The sequence below is a fragment of the Owenweeksia hongkongensis DSM 17368 genome, assembly GCF_000236705.1.
In the GTDB taxonomy this organism is placed as follows: Bacteria; Bacteroidota; Bacteroidia; order Flavobacteriales; family Schleiferiaceae; genus Owenweeksia; species Owenweeksia hongkongensis.
Window position 1 is genome coordinate 2,661,034 of sequence record NC_016599.1, and the last position, 14,574, is coordinate 2,675,607.

General features: G+C 41.3%; 15 protein-coding genes and 1 tRNA gene. 12 read left to right on the forward strand and 4 right to left on the reverse strand.

Annotated elements, in window-relative coordinates; all coding sequences use genetic code 11:
* Positions 1 to 6 precede the first annotated feature (6 nt).
* From OWEHO_RS11770 to OWEHO_RS11800, 7 genes are all read left to right on the forward strand, one after another.
* Positions 7 to 2,391: a DUF4114 domain-containing protein gene (locus tag OWEHO_RS11770; RefSeq protein ID WP_014202703.1), complete on the forward strand. Its 2,385-nt coding sequence runs from the start codon at positions 7 to 9 to the stop codon at positions 2,389 to 2,391.
* Between the two features lie 73 nt (positions 2,392 to 2,464).
* The gene (locus OWEHO_RS11775) at positions 2,465 to 2,743 is read left to right on the forward strand and encodes a hypothetical protein (RefSeq protein ID WP_014202704.1); all 279 of its coding nucleotides are present in this window, start codon (positions 2,465 to 2,467) and stop codon (positions 2,741 to 2,743) included.
* Positions 2,744 to 2,748: 5 nt separating this feature from the next.
* Positions 2,749 to 3,252 (forward strand): GNAT family N-acetyltransferase, encoded by a 504-nt coding sequence (locus tag OWEHO_RS11780; RefSeq protein ID WP_014202705.1) that lies wholly within the window; start codon positions 2,749 to 2,751, stop codon positions 3,250 to 3,252.
* A gap of 138 nt (positions 3,253 to 3,390) precedes the next feature.
* Positions 3,391 to 4,836: a sensor histidine kinase gene (locus OWEHO_RS11785; RefSeq protein ID WP_014202706.1), complete on the forward strand. Its 1,446-nt coding sequence runs from the start codon at positions 3,391 to 3,393 to the stop codon at positions 4,834 to 4,836.
* A gap of 16 nt (positions 4,837 to 4,852) precedes the next feature.
* Complete coding sequence (locus OWEHO_RS11790) at positions 4,853 to 5,584, forward strand: SIMPL domain-containing protein (RefSeq protein WP_014202707.1); 732 nt, start codon at positions 4,853 to 4,855, stop codon at positions 5,582 to 5,584.
* 9 nt (positions 5,585 to 5,593) lie between these two features.
* The gene (locus OWEHO_RS11795) at positions 5,594 to 6,367 is read left to right on the forward strand and encodes an enoyl-CoA hydratase/isomerase family protein (protein ID WP_014202708.1); all 774 of its coding nucleotides are present in this window, start codon (positions 5,594 to 5,596) and stop codon (positions 6,365 to 6,367) included.
* A complete protein-coding gene (locus tag OWEHO_RS11800) occupies positions 6,367 to 7,029 on the forward strand; it encodes an alpha/beta hydrolase (protein ID WP_014202709.1) in 663 nt (220 codons plus the stop codon). The genes OWEHO_RS11795 and OWEHO_RS11800 overlap by 1 nt, the downstream gene beginning before the upstream one ends.
* On the opposite strand, the gene OWEHO_RS11805 is transcribed toward OWEHO_RS11800, so the two are convergent.
* The gene (locus OWEHO_RS11805; protein ID WP_014202710.1) at positions 7,019 to 7,381 is read right to left on the reverse strand and encodes an RNA-binding S4 domain-containing protein; all 363 of its coding nucleotides are present in this window, start codon (positions 7,379 to 7,381) and stop codon (positions 7,019 to 7,021) included. The genes OWEHO_RS11800 and OWEHO_RS11805 overlap by 11 nt on opposite strands.
* A 141-nt stretch (positions 7,382 to 7,522) precedes the next feature.
* On the opposite strand from OWEHO_RS11805, the gene OWEHO_RS11810 reads away from it, so the two are divergent.
* Positions 7,523 to 8,215 carry a LytR/AlgR family response regulator transcription factor gene (locus OWEHO_RS11810; RefSeq protein ID WP_014202711.1) on the forward strand — a complete coding sequence of 231 codons (693 nt, stop codon included), beginning with the start codon at positions 7,523 to 7,525 and terminating at the stop codon, positions 8,213 to 8,215.
* On the opposite strand, the gene OWEHO_RS11815 is transcribed toward OWEHO_RS11810, so the two are convergent.
* Positions 8,210 to 9,529 (reverse strand): sensor histidine kinase, encoded by a 1,320-nt coding sequence (locus tag OWEHO_RS11815; RefSeq protein WP_014202712.1) that lies wholly within the window; start codon positions 9,527 to 9,529, stop codon positions 8,210 to 8,212. The two genes, OWEHO_RS11810 and OWEHO_RS11815, sit on opposite strands and share 6 nt — an antisense overlap.
* Positions 9,530 to 9,759: 230 nt before the next feature.
* A tRNA-Asn gene (locus OWEHO_RS11820) sits at positions 9,760 to 9,833 on the reverse strand.
* 105 nt (positions 9,834 to 9,938) lie between these two features.
* Here OWEHO_RS11820 and OWEHO_RS11825 point away from each other — a divergent pair.
* The 4 genes from OWEHO_RS11825 to OWEHO_RS11840 all read left to right on the forward strand — a co-directional run bounded on the left by OWEHO_RS11825 (position 9,939) and on the right by OWEHO_RS11840 (position 13,971).
* Positions 9,939 to 10,862: a PfkB family carbohydrate kinase gene (locus OWEHO_RS11825; protein ID WP_174268277.1), complete on the forward strand. Its 924-nt coding sequence runs from the start codon at positions 9,939 to 9,941 to the stop codon at positions 10,860 to 10,862.
* Positions 10,863 to 11,078: 216 nt separating this feature from the next.
* Positions 11,079 to 11,639, forward strand: coding sequence for an RNA polymerase sigma factor (locus OWEHO_RS11830; RefSeq protein WP_014202714.1), 561 nt, complete (start codon positions 11,079 to 11,081; stop codon positions 11,637 to 11,639).
* Positions 11,636 to 12,847, forward strand: a complete 1,212-nt coding sequence (locus OWEHO_RS11835) for a porin family protein (protein ID WP_014202715.1) — start codon at positions 11,636 to 11,638, stop codon at positions 12,845 to 12,847. Before OWEHO_RS11830 ends, OWEHO_RS11835 begins: the two co-directional genes overlap by 4 nt.
* On the forward strand, positions 12,844 to 13,971 hold the full coding sequence (locus OWEHO_RS11840) for a hypothetical protein (RefSeq protein ID WP_014202716.1): 1,128 nt from the start codon (positions 12,844 to 12,846) through the stop codon (positions 13,969 to 13,971). Before OWEHO_RS11835 ends, OWEHO_RS11840 begins: the two co-directional genes overlap by 4 nt.
* On the opposite strand, the gene OWEHO_RS11845 is transcribed toward OWEHO_RS11840, so the two are convergent.
* Entirely contained in the window at positions 13,968 to 14,474 is a 507-nt protein-coding gene (locus tag OWEHO_RS11845; RefSeq protein WP_014202717.1) for an acetyl-CoA carboxylase biotin carboxyl carrier protein subunit, read from the reverse strand. The genes OWEHO_RS11840 and OWEHO_RS11845 overlap by 4 nt on opposite strands.
* Positions 14,475 to 14,574: the final 100 nt, after the last annotated feature.

Sequence of the window (14,574 nt, forward strand, 5' to 3'; positions counted from 1 at the left end):
CGAATCATGAAAAAGTTATACGCACTTGCTCTATTCCTTACGGTAAATGCTTGCCTAAAAGCACAGAGCTATCAATACCTTGGGAGTTTTAATTCAAATGGCCGCCCAAACTATTTAGATACTCGCGACACAGTTTCTCCAAGTTTGCTAAGCGATATTGACGCAAGTCTTCCGGAAGGGTATCCGGTGCCTACTTTCAACCCTCAGTACATTGCCAATGGCGTTCCTACGGATATTATTCTTACCGATTCAGCAGATGTGTGGGTGACCTTTGTAGGAGAGGGAGCGGGCTACAGAAATGTATTGGGCTACTACACTTATGATATCACGAATCCTTTAATTACCGCGCCCACTCCGGCAGATATCAAAATAGTTTTCCCAAATGTATCGGCACTTTACTCTGGTGGAGAACTCCTAGTGGGGGATCGAGTGAAAATCGGAACATTCCCTGCAAATACGGGAATTGGCTGGGTGCTTTTGGCCAACGGATTTCAAAACTCTACCGTAACTTCAGGGAACTGGACGCTTTACTCTGACCCACGTTTTAATCCCGAAAGTGATGTGACTTTGAGAAATCATAATGTACTACTGAATGATTCAGCAAATGGTTTGGTGGTGTTGGGTTTTGAGGACATCCGTAGAGATTACAGCAGTTGTGACCAGGATTTTAATGACGCGCTGTTTTATGTGAAGTCAAACCCTATCGAGGCCATTTCTACCACTGGCATGGAAGCCATCACGCCTACCGGGCAGGGTGTTTCCAGTGGTTTCAATGGCGGACTGGAAAGCCGTGGTGGACTGTCGCAACTAATAGGAAAGCGCAATCTGAATAGGATGCAAAAAGGTGCAAAACCTGCGCAGTTTATCAATGAGCAATATCGCTATGTAGAGCTTCCTGCTGCAGCCAAGAAGTCAAGCGGAGCGATGAGCCTAGAGCAATTACCACCTGCAGAATTGCTTTGTGCAAAAGATGCATTTACCACTACACCTTATGATTTGTTGACCATCACCAATGCACAGGAAGTATTAGCTGTGGATTATATGGACGGGGAACAGCGGAAAGCATCTTTTTTGGCCACCCGTACACAGGGTGATGTGTATGATCATACCAAGACTATTTGTGATCGCCTTACTGGTGCAGAGTTGCTAAATGTGGAGGTTGTTGAGATCAACGGGTTTGAGTTTTTGCAAAGCACTATCAAAAGAACAAACGGAGAAGTAGAGTATGCTACTACTTTTTCAGTTTTTGAAGAAGATGGTGTGTATGATTTGCAAAGCCTTTGGAACCTTGCCAATTACCGCAAAGGGGATGAGGTGATCAACGTGCAGGTATGGGCTTCTGCGCCAGCATACACCAAAGAGCTGGTGATGAAGGTAGTTTCTAATCTACCTGACCAAACTACTCAGCAGCAGTTGCCAGAAGTGCCGGAGGTGTATGTGAGCAAAGCTTTTTACAAGGATGGAAACATCCAGGCTGTGTTCAAAAATAGAGGTGGGGCCACCGGGCTGGAAGTAAGCGGTGTTCTGCGTGCCACTGAGGTGGAAAGCGCTTTTGGATATAAAGAAAGTGTAAGCTTGAGCGGAGAAAAAACGCAAGAGGTAAGTATTGTAACAGGTCATTTGTTTGATGCTGGGCTGGCCTTTTACAGCAATGGTAAAATGGTGGACTATGTATATCAGGCGGATGGTAGTTGGGGTCTGGATTACCAGCAAGCATACACTCAGATACAAAGTTTTGAAATTGACGAATCTTCTACCGATGAGGTGTTGGAAGACGAATATTTAGTGGAGCGTTCGGTTAGAATTGCTGCGGCTACAAATGATTATGTTTCGGTATACCGTTTTCTGAAGGCTGGTGCTATGCCCGTCAACTTGGAGGAGTATAAAAGTTTGAAGCTTGACTTTGCAGGCCATGAGTCGATGGAAATTTTCCTGATGTTGGAAAACACCAATTGGCAGGATTACCCTTCAGTAAAAGTGCTACAGGGTGAGGTTTCTGTATCGCTTGAACAATTTGGAGATGTTGATTTCACCAAGGTCACAGGACTCATTTTTGCCTTTTCGCCTAACGATGACGGAGCTGTTGAAGCCGGCTTGAAGAATGCTCGATTCTCAAAAAAGACAAGTGTATTTGTGGCAGACTCAAATCTCAATACATTGGAGGTTTACCCCAATCCCGCTATTGAAAAACTGAACTTTTGGGTGACGGAAGAAATGGGTTCTGAGGGTGTGTTTTCCGTTCAGTCTTTGGACGGTGTAGAGCGGATGAATCAGGAAGTTTCAGCGCTGGGCTCAAAAGAAATACGAATTAAAAACCTGCCTACAGGAGTTTACATTGTAAAATACACCACCGCCAAAGGTGAGTGGACAGGTAAGATACTGAAGAGATAACATGGAGGGAGTCTCTACTCTGACCCTGATTGGCGTAAGCTGGTCAGGGTTTTTTGTTTAGTTTGCGGTTATTATGCGCGAAAGAATAGCCGGAATTGCGGAAGTTGCTATCTCTCTTTTGTGGTTTTACCGAAACTGGAGAATCATGCAAGACTATCAGATTGAAGGTATATTATATGCTCTCATGATTTCACATTGGGTCCTTGTTATGGAATGCTTAGTTGATGTGATAGGAGTCGTTTTAGGTATTTTGGTTTTTACTAAAAAGATGAGGATAAAAATTGGCTTTCTGGCGTTTGCACTTTTTTGGGCTGTAGGTTTCATAATCGAATTTTTAGATATTACTTTTTGAAAATTATGCCTAAAACACTAATTATTAAAAGCCAATCGAAACAAAACTTCCTTCAAATCGAAACCCTTGCCCGTGAAATCTGGGAAGAGCATTATACACCCATTATCGGTGCCGCTCAGGTGGCCTATATGCTGGATAAGTTTCAAAGTGTGGAGGCCATGCAAAAGCAGGTTTCGGAGGGCTATGAATATTTTAGGATACAGGAAGAGGGGCAGCTTGTAGGCTATTTGGCTTTTAAAGAAGAGCAGCACGGGCTTTTTCTTAGCAAAGTGTACGTTCACTCTAAGGCACGTGGAAAAGGGCTTGGAAAAGCCGCTATCGAGTTTGTGAAAACAGAGGTTCAAAAACGTGGGCTTTCACAAATTAGGCTAACCGTAAACAAATACAATCACAACAGTATTGCGGCTTATCTCAAAATGGGTTTTGCCAAAACTCGCGAGCTGGTGATGGATATTGGGGAAGGCTATGTGATGGATGATTATGAAATGGTTCTTAGAGTTGGTAGTTAGAGTTGGTAGTCGGGAGTAAGGATTCGGGAATGGTGAGTCCCAACGAACCCATTCTACCATTTAACAAATCAACCGATTAACTTAGCCACCGACTTTGGCTTTAGTTTTGATAAGTTTAGCCCGACAAAACAATTTTCATTGAAACGTTTCAAGCTTACATTGCGTGCCCGCATCTTTATGTCGATGATTCTTATCATCCTCATTTCCTTTTTTCTTACGGGTATGATTTACTTCTACCACTTTAAAATGGAAAATGAGCGCTACCACCATGAGCGCTTGCGCAGAAAGGAATTTGCTGTACTGGAGTCTATCAACTTCTTACTTCGCGAAGAAACTTCCAGCGTGCATGCCGACTCGCTGGTAGGTATGTTTGACACAGAGATTTGCAAGCTTTCTAAAATCAACACTATGGATATAAACATCTTTAGTATGAACGGAGGTTTGCTTATTAGCAGCAATCCTGAACTGTTTGATAAAAATGTACTCAATGATACGCTTCACAAATCTATATTAAGTTCTATTCAGAGTGCGCATGAGCCACTTTTGGTAAAGTCGGATAATTATGGTACCAAATATCTTTCTACCTACGACTACATTCGGAATAATGAAGGAAAAGCGATTGCAATAATCAACCTTCCCTATTTTGAAACCGAGGATGTGCATCGTCAGGACACTGAGAACTTCCTGATACGCCTTAGTCAAATTTATCTTTTACTGGGAATCGTTTCTACCTTCATTGCTTATTTGCTTTCCAATTATATCACTGGGTCTTTGAATGCTGTAGGGCAAAAGCTGAAAAACATTAAAATCAATGAACCCAACCCTCCGCTTAAGTGGAAATTTGATGATGAGATTGGAACCTTGGTAGACGAATATAACCGGATGCTGGCTGCGCTGGAAAAGAGTGCCATAAAATTAGCCAAACAAGAACGGGAAAGTGCATGGCAGGAAATGGCCAAGCAGGTGGCGCATGAGATAAAGAACCCGCTGACACCAATGCGCCTTAATGTACAGTATTTGGAGAAGACCCTAAAGTGTGAAAACCCTGAAAAGCTGCATGAGTTTACTGAAAGTATGATTAGTCAAATTGATACCTTGAGCAGTATTGCTGAAGCATTTTCTAGGTTTGCCAGTATGCCTAAGTTGAACTTTGAGAAATTCCCCGCTAAGGAAATCATACAAAGAACTACAGCCCTTTATCCAGGCTATCAGATAGAATTTATTTGCGAAGATCAGGAGGTGGAGATTTATGGAGATCAGGATCAACTAGTGCGCGTGATGAATAATCTTATCAATAACGCCATCCAGGCAATACCCGAAGGACTGGAGCCAGAACTACATGTGCGCATGGAGCAAAAGGAAAAAGAGGTGCTGATCAGCATAAGCGATAATGGTTGTGGCATTGCTGAAGAGCAAGGAGAACGAATTTTTGAGCCTCGATTTACCACCAAAACAAATGGAATGGGCCTTGGCTTGGCCATGGTAAAAAACATTATCGAAGGTTTTGGAGGCAGGGTGTGGTACAATTCGAACCTAGGTGTTGGAAGTACGTTCTACTTCACATTACCTCTTTCTGAACATTAATTTAAAACCAAATAATATGAAACGAAACATGCTTGGAAGAATAGTTTTTCAATGTATAATGGGCGCTTCACTGCTAATGCCGGCTGCTAATTTGATGGCCCAAGATGAGCCCACCTCCAAAAAAACAAGTGGAACAATTGCGGTAAGCGGAAGTGCGGACATGAATATTGTGGCGGATCATGTAGCTATACAAATTGTGGCTGACCACACAGATGCAAATGCCCGTGAAGCTTACAAAATGACGACCGAAGAAATGAGCAAGGCGATTGCTTATTTGAAAAAACGAGATGACATTGAAAATATTAAAACCACACAAGTAATGCTCTACCCTCGTATTCGAGATTATAAGAGTGGAGCTAAAGAATACAATGCGCGTCAAACATTAAATTTTGAGTTGAAGAAACTGGAGAACTATGACGAGGTAATGCTGAGCCTTATAGATATGGGCATAAATGGAGTGGGCAATGTGCAGTTTAAAAGTACAGAGGAGGAAAACTACGAAGAAGTATTGATGCGCAAAGCAGTGCAGGATGCTCGCAAAAAAGCCGTTATTTTGGCCTCAGAGTTGGGTCAGGAAGTTGGCGCAGCCAAGGTGATTGATGAGCAGGGAAATGCAGGGCCGTATCCAATGGCGGAGTATAAAATGGCTTTTTCTTCTGATTCATCCGCAGGAGGGGGAGGTCCATCGGTATCTCCGGGAACCTTGAAAATCACCAAAACCGTACAGATACAATTTGAACTAAAGTAAAAGTAAACCATGGCTTACGAAAACGTAGTAGTTAATCACGAGGAGCAGTACTCCATTATTACAATCAACCGCCCCAAGCAGATGAATGCGCTGAATAAGCAAACCATCGAAGAGCTTCATGATGCTCTAACTAAGCTTAACGCAGATGAAAATGTGCGTGCAGTAATCATCACCGGAAGTGGAGAAAAGGCTTTTGTGGCGGGAGCGGATATTAAGGAGTTTGCCAATTTTAACATAAGTGAAGGAACCGAACTAGCTGCCCGCGGACATGAGTTGCTTTTTGACTTTGTAGAAAATTTTAACAAGCCTGTGATTGCAGCTGTTAATGGTTTTGCCCTTGGCGGTGGATTAGAATTGGCTATGGCTTGTCATATTCGTGTGGCTTCGTACAATGCTAAATTAGGTTTGCCAGAAACAGGTCTTGGGCTAATCCCGGGATATGGTGGTACTCAGCGTTTGGCAAGATTGATTGGCCATGGTAGGGCTATTGAAATGATTACCACAGCACAAATGATTGATGCCGAAAGAGCGCATGAAATGGGCTTGGTAAATCATCTTTACACAGCTGATGAGTTGATGACCGAGGCTGTGAATTTGGTAAAGAAAATGCTTAAGAATTCGCCTAACGCTTTGAAGAGCGCTATTAGAAGTGTAAATGCCGGCTACCGCACAGGTATTGACGGCTACAAAGTAGAGATTGAAGAATTTGGAAAGTGCTTTGGCACTAAGGATTTTGTAGAAGGCACCACTGCATTTTTAGAAAAGAGAAAACCCTCTTTTTAATGCTTCAGGAACCCCACTACATTACAATACAAAAAACGGCTCGCTATTACCTTAGCGGGCCGTTGTCACATAATTATAAGCACATTTGTTTTGTGCTGCACGGCTATGGCCAATTGGTGCCTTATTTTATCCGCCATTTTGAAGAACTGGAAATGAAGGATGTACTTTTTATTGCCCCCGAAGGTTTGCACCGTTTTTACCTTAATGGAAGCAAAGGAAGAGTTGGCACAAGCTGGATGACTAAGGAAGATCGGCTGAATGATATTGCCGATTACTGTAAATATCTGGATCAACTTTATGAGCACTTTGGTGAGCAAATAGCTTCTGCAAAAAGTGTGGGCCTATTCGCTTTTTCGCAAGGTGTGGCTACAGCGTGTAGGTGGCTTACGGCATCTGAGCATAAGTTCGATTACTTGGTAAATTATGCCGGGGCATTTCCTCCTGATTTAGATCATAAAAGTGCTATTGCCAAAATGCGAAACATACCTGTGCATATGCTGGTTGGGGATGCTGATGAATATATATCCTTGGAAAAGTTTGGCGAACATATTAGGCAATTGGAAGCACAAGGTTTTGAGGTGGAACAAGAAACTTTTGAAGGTGAACACAAGCTTTATAAACCAGTGCTTGAGGGTTTGTTTAAAAAGCTCCTTACTCCTTAAAATCATCTAAATCACGTCTTTCCTTTTTTGTAGGACGTCCTGTACCTTTCCTGCGATCATAGCTGCGCATTAGTTGAATGAACTCTTTTTTATTCAGTTCTTCTTCAGCGGTTACATCTTTTATAAAATCAGGCACAAGTTTGGCTCCCACTCTCGACTTTGGGATATCCAAAACTTTGAGGCCATACTCTATTCCTTCTATCCTGAAATGTATAGTATCGCCAACTTTTACATCGCGAGATGGTTTTGCGGTATCACCATTTATAGAAACCTTATCCTTTCGTATTTCATCGGTAGCAAGAGAGCGCGTTTTGTACTTGCGTACACTCCAAAGAAATTTATCAATCCTCATTTTACTGCTTTTACAATGCCCAAGATTAATGAAAATGTATTAACATTGTGAATACTTGTTTACATTAGCAAGTAAGAAAACCCTTAACAATTAAAAATTGACTCGGTCTCAGCTTACGTTTTGGTTGGGATAAAACTCTACATGAAGCCACTAAAGTGCATAATCGTTGATGACGATCCGCTTTCGCGTGAAGCGCTTCGTCACAGCATTGGAAGACACTCCGACCTTCGGCTTGAAGGGAGTTATCACAATGCTTTAGAAGCAAAAATGGCTCTAGCCAAAAAAGACCTTGATCTAGTTTTTCTTGATATAGAAATGCCGGAAATGACGGGTTTTGAGCTTTTGAATTCGTATAAAAATATTCCACAGGTTGTTTTAGTTACCTCAAATAAGGACCATGCATTTGAAGCCTTCAGGTATGACGTTACCGACTTCATTTCTAAACCTATCGATCATAGTCGTTTTGAGCAAGCTGTGGAGCGTGTACTTAGGTATTCTCAAAGCATGCCTCAGCGTGTGGAGGAGCATAACTTAGTGATAAAGTCAGATGGTGTTTTGGTAAAAATAAATGCTGGAGACATTGATTATGTAGAGGCGATGGGGGATTATATAAAAGTTGTACTTGCTGATTCAAATTATGTGGTGCACAGCACTATGAAAGCTTTTATTACTCAACTGCCCGATGCCTTTTTGCGTGTTCACAAATCATACATCGTAAATCTGGATAAGGTGCTAGAAATTGATGATAGCTATCTTGTGGGTGAATACTTTAACCTTCCGGTAAGTAGGTCTTACAAAAACGATGTAAAAACTAAATTCAAGGAGTATTTATAACCTATAAAGCTCAATGTAAAATTGAGTTCCTTGGTTAGGAGTACTGTCAATATCAATTTTTCCACCCATTATTTCCACTTGGTTTTTGGTGATAAACATACCTACTCCTTTACTATCTACATTCTTTTTGCCATGAAATGTTTTATACATTTTAAATACATCTTTACCATGTCGGTCTAGGTCTATTCCAATACCATTGTCACTAAAAGTAAGCATTACTAATCCATCATCCACATAAGATGAAATCTCAATGATTGGCTTAGTATCCGGTTGCGCATATTTTATGGAGTTTGAAATCATATTTAGGAAAATGCTTTCTAAAAATAGTCGTGAGTAAATTATTTCAGGAAACCCGGAAAAGTCTGCATTTATCACTGCTCCACTTTCTTTTATTTGAGATGCGAGTTGTTTTTTTACATTTTCTAAATGCACTGCTAATTCGAGTGGCTCAAGGTCTTTCACAAGCTCTCTGTAGTCCATTAGTATTTCTGAGAAATCATCTACCATATCAAACATTACCTGTGAGCCGTCTTTAAAGTTTTTTAAAAGCTCTGCCTTATCCTCAGGCGTTTCCATTCTGTCAAAGAGGTTCATAATCATCTTAAGCCCTGCCATTGGAGAACGCAAATTGTGAGACACCATTCTGGCCATAGATTCGAGGTGTTCATTTCTGTGCCGCAAAGCCTCATTGTTGTTTATCAGTTGACGGCTTTTTAAATGCGAATCAGCACGTTCTCTCTCATAGCTTTTCTTGAAGTAATTTAGAACTACAGAAATCAAAATCACCAGGCTCATGAGACGATAAAAACCTGGGAAGGGAAATGTAAGCTCTTCAAAAAGCTCAGGGTTAGTGAGAATATAATTAGGGAAATTGTAGGCCAAATACTGTACTACCACAACATTTACAACGGTAAGTATCATAAACCCCAAGTGATCTCTAACCTTGAGTATAGTGAGGTTTACAACTATTATGAGCACAAAGAAATAGTTTGCAGTGTGGGTGGAAGAAATACTCCAGCACCAGGCTACATCATTAAACAATAGGGTAAGTAAAACAAACACTTTGCTGGATAGAATGTAGCGCCCTTTGTAATGTGCGTTATAAAAAATATAGAGAAATATAAGCGAGAGTATAGAAAGCGAAAGCCTTACCCATAAGGTAGACTCATAAAAACTAGCCAAAGCCGTTGTGGCGGTGCTCAACAAAAAGAAAACAAGTGTAGCTGCGTTGAAAATCTTGTTTTCAAGCAAGTCTTTACCGGAGACGTAATCGGTAAAGTTAAAGCGAGATTTGAGTTTATGGTTCAATGACATTGTAAGTGTTGAATGTCACAAATGTAAAATTATTCGGATATGAATGTCGTAGATGAAGGTAAGTGCTGCAAATCGATGAGTTGAGGGGGGGGCACCCACAAAAAAAATAAATGGCTTGATAATTTTTAAGGAAACAATGAATGCTTAGTTTCAGGAAAAGGCATAACTAATTCTCTTGTCAAAATAATGCGCATAAAAAAACCCGACACTTTCGTATCGGGTTTTTAAAGCTCCTCCTCTTGGGCTCGAACCAAGGACCCTCTGATTAACAGTCAGATGCTCTAACCAACTGAGCTAAGGAGGAATATTTCCGCAAGGTTAAGGAAGTGTACCTTCCTCGTTTTTGCGGGTGCAATATTAGTACCTTTCATTCAATTACACAATATTTGCAGAAATTATTCAAATAAAAATTATGAGTTTACTTATTGTAGGTACCGTAGCCTTTGATGAATTGATTACTCCCTTTGGCGAATCGGGCAAAATATTAGGCGGTTCCGGCACTTACGCTGGGCTTTCTGCTTCCAATTTTATGGATGACATCAACATTGTTTCCGTTGTTGGAGAAGATTTTCCGGAAGAGCATTTGGCAAACTTTCGTAAAAAAGGAATCTCTACGGAAGGAATCAATGTGGTAAAAGGCGGTAAAACGTTCTTTTGGAAAGGGAAGTACCACAACGATATGAACACTCGTGATACCTTAGATACACAACTTAATGTGTTGGCGGATTTTGATCCGGTAATTCCAGAAAGCTTTAGAAAGAGTGACTTCCTGATGTTGGGTAACCTTACTCCAGCTGTGCAGATGAATGTACTTGACCAAATGGAGGAACGTCCTAAGTTGGTGATTTTGGATACCATGAACTTTTGGATGGATATTGCTATGGACGAGCTAAAAGCTGTGCTCAAGAAGATTGATGTTCTTACGATAAATGATGAAGAAGCACGCCAGCTTAGTGGTGAGTATTCATTGGTAAGGGCTGCTCAAAAGATTTTTGAAATGGGTCCAAAATATTTAATCATCAAGAAAGGTGAGCATGGAGCGCTCTTGTTCGGGGAAGGTGAAGTATTCTTTGCACCAGCATTGCCCTTGGAGGAAGTATTTGATCCAACCGGAGCAGGAGATACTTTTGCCGGTGGATTTATCGGTCACTTGGCGCACACTCGCGATATTTCTTTTGACAATATGAAGCGTGCGGTAATTTTTGGTTCTGCATTGGCATCTTTTTGTGTGGAGAAATTTGGGACAGAGCGCATAGCAGCCATTACTCCTGAAGAAATGAATGAACGCGTAAGCCAATTTATTGAACTTACTCAGTTTGAAATAGAGCTATAAAAGCCTATAAACACTACGTTTTTAGAAATCCCGGAAATTTTTTCGGGATTTTTTTGTGCCCTACCCAACCTTTCTCCAACCTCTATCGTGTACCCATATAGTTGCGAAAACATTATACCCTAATGTCTCAGAATGTCGCAAACCCTGTGGTTAATTGTTCGGTTGTACCGGGAGGGCTGATTTTGGTTAAATTAGTCATCCCGGTTTTTATAATATATGGACGTTGAAAAGGAACTGTTAGAAGCTTGCATTAAGCAGGAGCGTAGGGCTCAGTTTGAGCTGTATAAGCGCTGCTACAGTATTTTAATGTCGGTATGCATGAGGTACGAGCGCAATAAGGAGGACGCTGAGTTTATGCTCAATCAAGTATTTCACAAGATACTTACCCACCTCGATCGCTATGACGACAAAGCTCCATTTGAAGCTTGGATTAGACGAATTGCCATCAATACTCAAATTGATGAGTTTAGAAAAAACAGCCGCAGTAAGTTGGATTATTATGAGCAGCCCATGGATATGGCGCCACTCACGGTGATGGATTACAACGAGGCCGACAAAAAGTTTGATGCTGAGGAGCTGGAGACGATGATAAGGATGCTGCCTCCTGTTAGCCAAAAGGTGTTTAACCTATACGTGATTGACGGATATAATCACAAAGAAATAGCTGACCAGCTTGACATGAGCGAAGGGACGAGCAAATGGCACCTGAGCAGCGCTCGTAAGAAGTTGAAAGCAATGATGAAGAAAATACTGAATAACGTAGCGGTATTGTTATGACGGAGAAGGAGATTGAAAAACTATTTAAGAGTAAGCTCGATAATCGTGAGTTTGCGTTTAATCCTGCCAATTGGGAGGCTATGGAGGCAATTCTCGATAGCACACCTAAGCCTGCTGGAGCCTTTTATTGGCGCTCGGTTATGGCAGTATTATTATTTGGTGTGGCTGTATGGAGCCTTATCACATTTGCTCCAGTTGCAGCTGAAAGTAATGTGGTAAACAATAGCGAGGTTACGGCTCCACTAGAAGAAGTGGATCAGGCTCAAGAGGCAAATACCGCCCTTAAGGAAACCCAACTGGAAGAAAATTTAGCAGAAAACGAACTGCAGAAAGGAAAACCGGAGAAAGCTGTGGCGCCCACGTCTGCTGGAGTTGCTGAGCGAAACACGGTTATCAATCAAGAGGTGCAGCCAGCACCAACTGAAGTAGCTACTGCTGAAGATTCTTATGTAGATGAAGTTGTTGCTGATGAGTTTTCTTTGGTTGACCCTGTTTCTACAATTCCTCTTTCTAAAAAAGGTTTTGTCTTTAATAATGAGCTTCCACAGGCTTTAGTGGAGATTACCTCAGGAAACAACTTTACTCCAGAGGCTTTCAAAAAGTTCGATTCAAAGAGTTCATTTTATCTGGAAGTATCACCTGTATTCTCTGGCTCATATAATGCAAATAACGTTGGAGTAGGCTGGCATGCTGGCCTTGGTTGGGAAAGAGCGATTGGCGAGAAGTTTCAGTTTATTATTGGACTCGGCTATACAGTACAAAACGGTGTAGGTATTGAGAATAATAGTGACAGTGTGTTCTACAATTTTGGTAAAGAATTAGTGGAAACACAAGAAATAAACAGGCGACTGGATTATGTGGAGCTTCCTGTAAGCATTAGCTACAAGCTTAATCAAAGAAATATGGTAGAGCTTGGAATGTATACTGGGTATTTGGTAAACGTTTCCCGTGATGTGGATAAGGAAATTTCAAAGTTTAAAACTGAAACACAATACGAGTCAACCAAAGAAAATGGCTACCAAAAGGAGTTTAAGCGAATGGATTACGGTTTGTCATTAGGGTATAGGTATAGACTTACTCCCGCATTAAGTGTGGGTTTACATTACAATCTTGGCTTAGTGGACATCACTAAAAACACGCAAGGAGATTACCTACAAAGGCACACCAACCAGAATACCAGAGTAGTATTTCGATACAGATTTTTATGATGAAGGGGAGGATAATATGGATGTTGGCGCTGATAGCTGGTTTAGCTACAGCATGTAGTAAGGATAGCTCTGATCTGGCTTCAGGTAGCGGCTACCAGGACGAGTATCGCTTTTATGCCAAGGCAAAAATTAACGGTTTGCCAATCGATTTTAATGCTGGTGAAAATGGGTATGGATTGGAAACAGATTACACTCTTGAGGATAGTGTAATTATAATGACTGGTAAGTTGGCCAAAGAAAATCAACCCTTAAAAAATACTATACTACTGAACATAAGAGGAAATAAAAAGGTGGCGGACGAGTCCAGCTTTAGAGTAGAACAGTCACTTTACCCAGGTCTGTTTTCGTACCGTGACCTTTCCGGATATATCACCGTTGCGGGTTCCTATGATTTGAAATTCCTTGGAGATACTTCCTATTCGCAACTGGGGTATAATTGGACATTTGAAAACGGAGGCAATTCTTCGCTTCGCAGCCCTGCTCCAATTCGGGTGTCGGTGTCAGAGTTTGACCCCTTTAAAGTGACGTTGAAGACGGACTATTATGGCTGCATCAGTGAGGTTACACACTGGGTTAATATTCAGAACAACTGTGATGCAACCATTAAGATTTCAGAGATTTCAAACTATGGTTTCAAGGTAAAGGCTATTTCCCGCCAAGGAAATGTTCTGAATGTAGACTGGGCTTTGGATGGTCAGGAAGTAGATCCTGATTTTGTTGGAGCCATTAGCTCAAGCTTGTATGGCACACATACTTTGAGGGCCGAAATTTATTTTGAGGAAGGCTGCTCTAAAGTGGTGGAAAGAACTTTTGACGCTTTCAACACCACACCATGCCTTACTGACTTTTGGTATGAAAAAAACAAGTCAACTACTTATGATTCTGAGCAACTTGGAGCGGTGGAGCTCGAGTACTATGATGAAAATGGAAAGAAGTTCACCACTTTTTATTCAGGTACAAATGGTGATTTTGAAATAGTTTCGCTAAGCCCCTATTTAGAAAATGAAAAAGGGCAGCAAACTACCCGTTTCTTTTTTGAGGCGAATGCAATTTTAAAAAGTGAGGACGGCACTTCAGTAGAGCTTACCGAATGTTTTGGGAGTTTTGCAGTGGCGCACCCTTAGGATTCAAACTCCACCAAAATTTGGTTTTTTTCTACAGCTTTACCTTTTTCAGCGTGAATAGCTTTCACCACAGCATCGCCTTCGGCCTTCAGCACATTTTCCATTTTCATAGCTTCCAATACTACTAGCTTGTCGCCTTTGGTTACCGTGTCTCCAGCAGAAACAATAATGTCTAAAACCATTCCGGGCATAGGTGCCTTAAGGTCATTGGCTTTGCTGGAAGCTAAATCAGCCATTCCAAGTTCTTCCAAGAGAAGGTCAAAACGGTCTTTTGCGCTAAGCTCATACATAGAGTCATTTACCCTTATGGTAAAGGTTTTGGCAGCATAGTCGGCCTTTACTACATCCACACGGTAGCTTTTGCTGTTGCGTAAAATGTGAAAACCGTCTCCATCTTTGGCTAAATCCAAGTCATACGATTCTCCATTTACGGTGCCTGTTTGTGGTTTTTCCTTTACTGGCTCTACCTGATACTGCTGTTCTCCAATGTTTATTATCTGCATGTGCTCTTCTTTGAATAATGCCTTTATTTTTGACGCTTCAATTTATAGGAAAAGGCAAAATGCAAAGATGGCTCTTTTTTATTTTCTGCATAATGGGAAG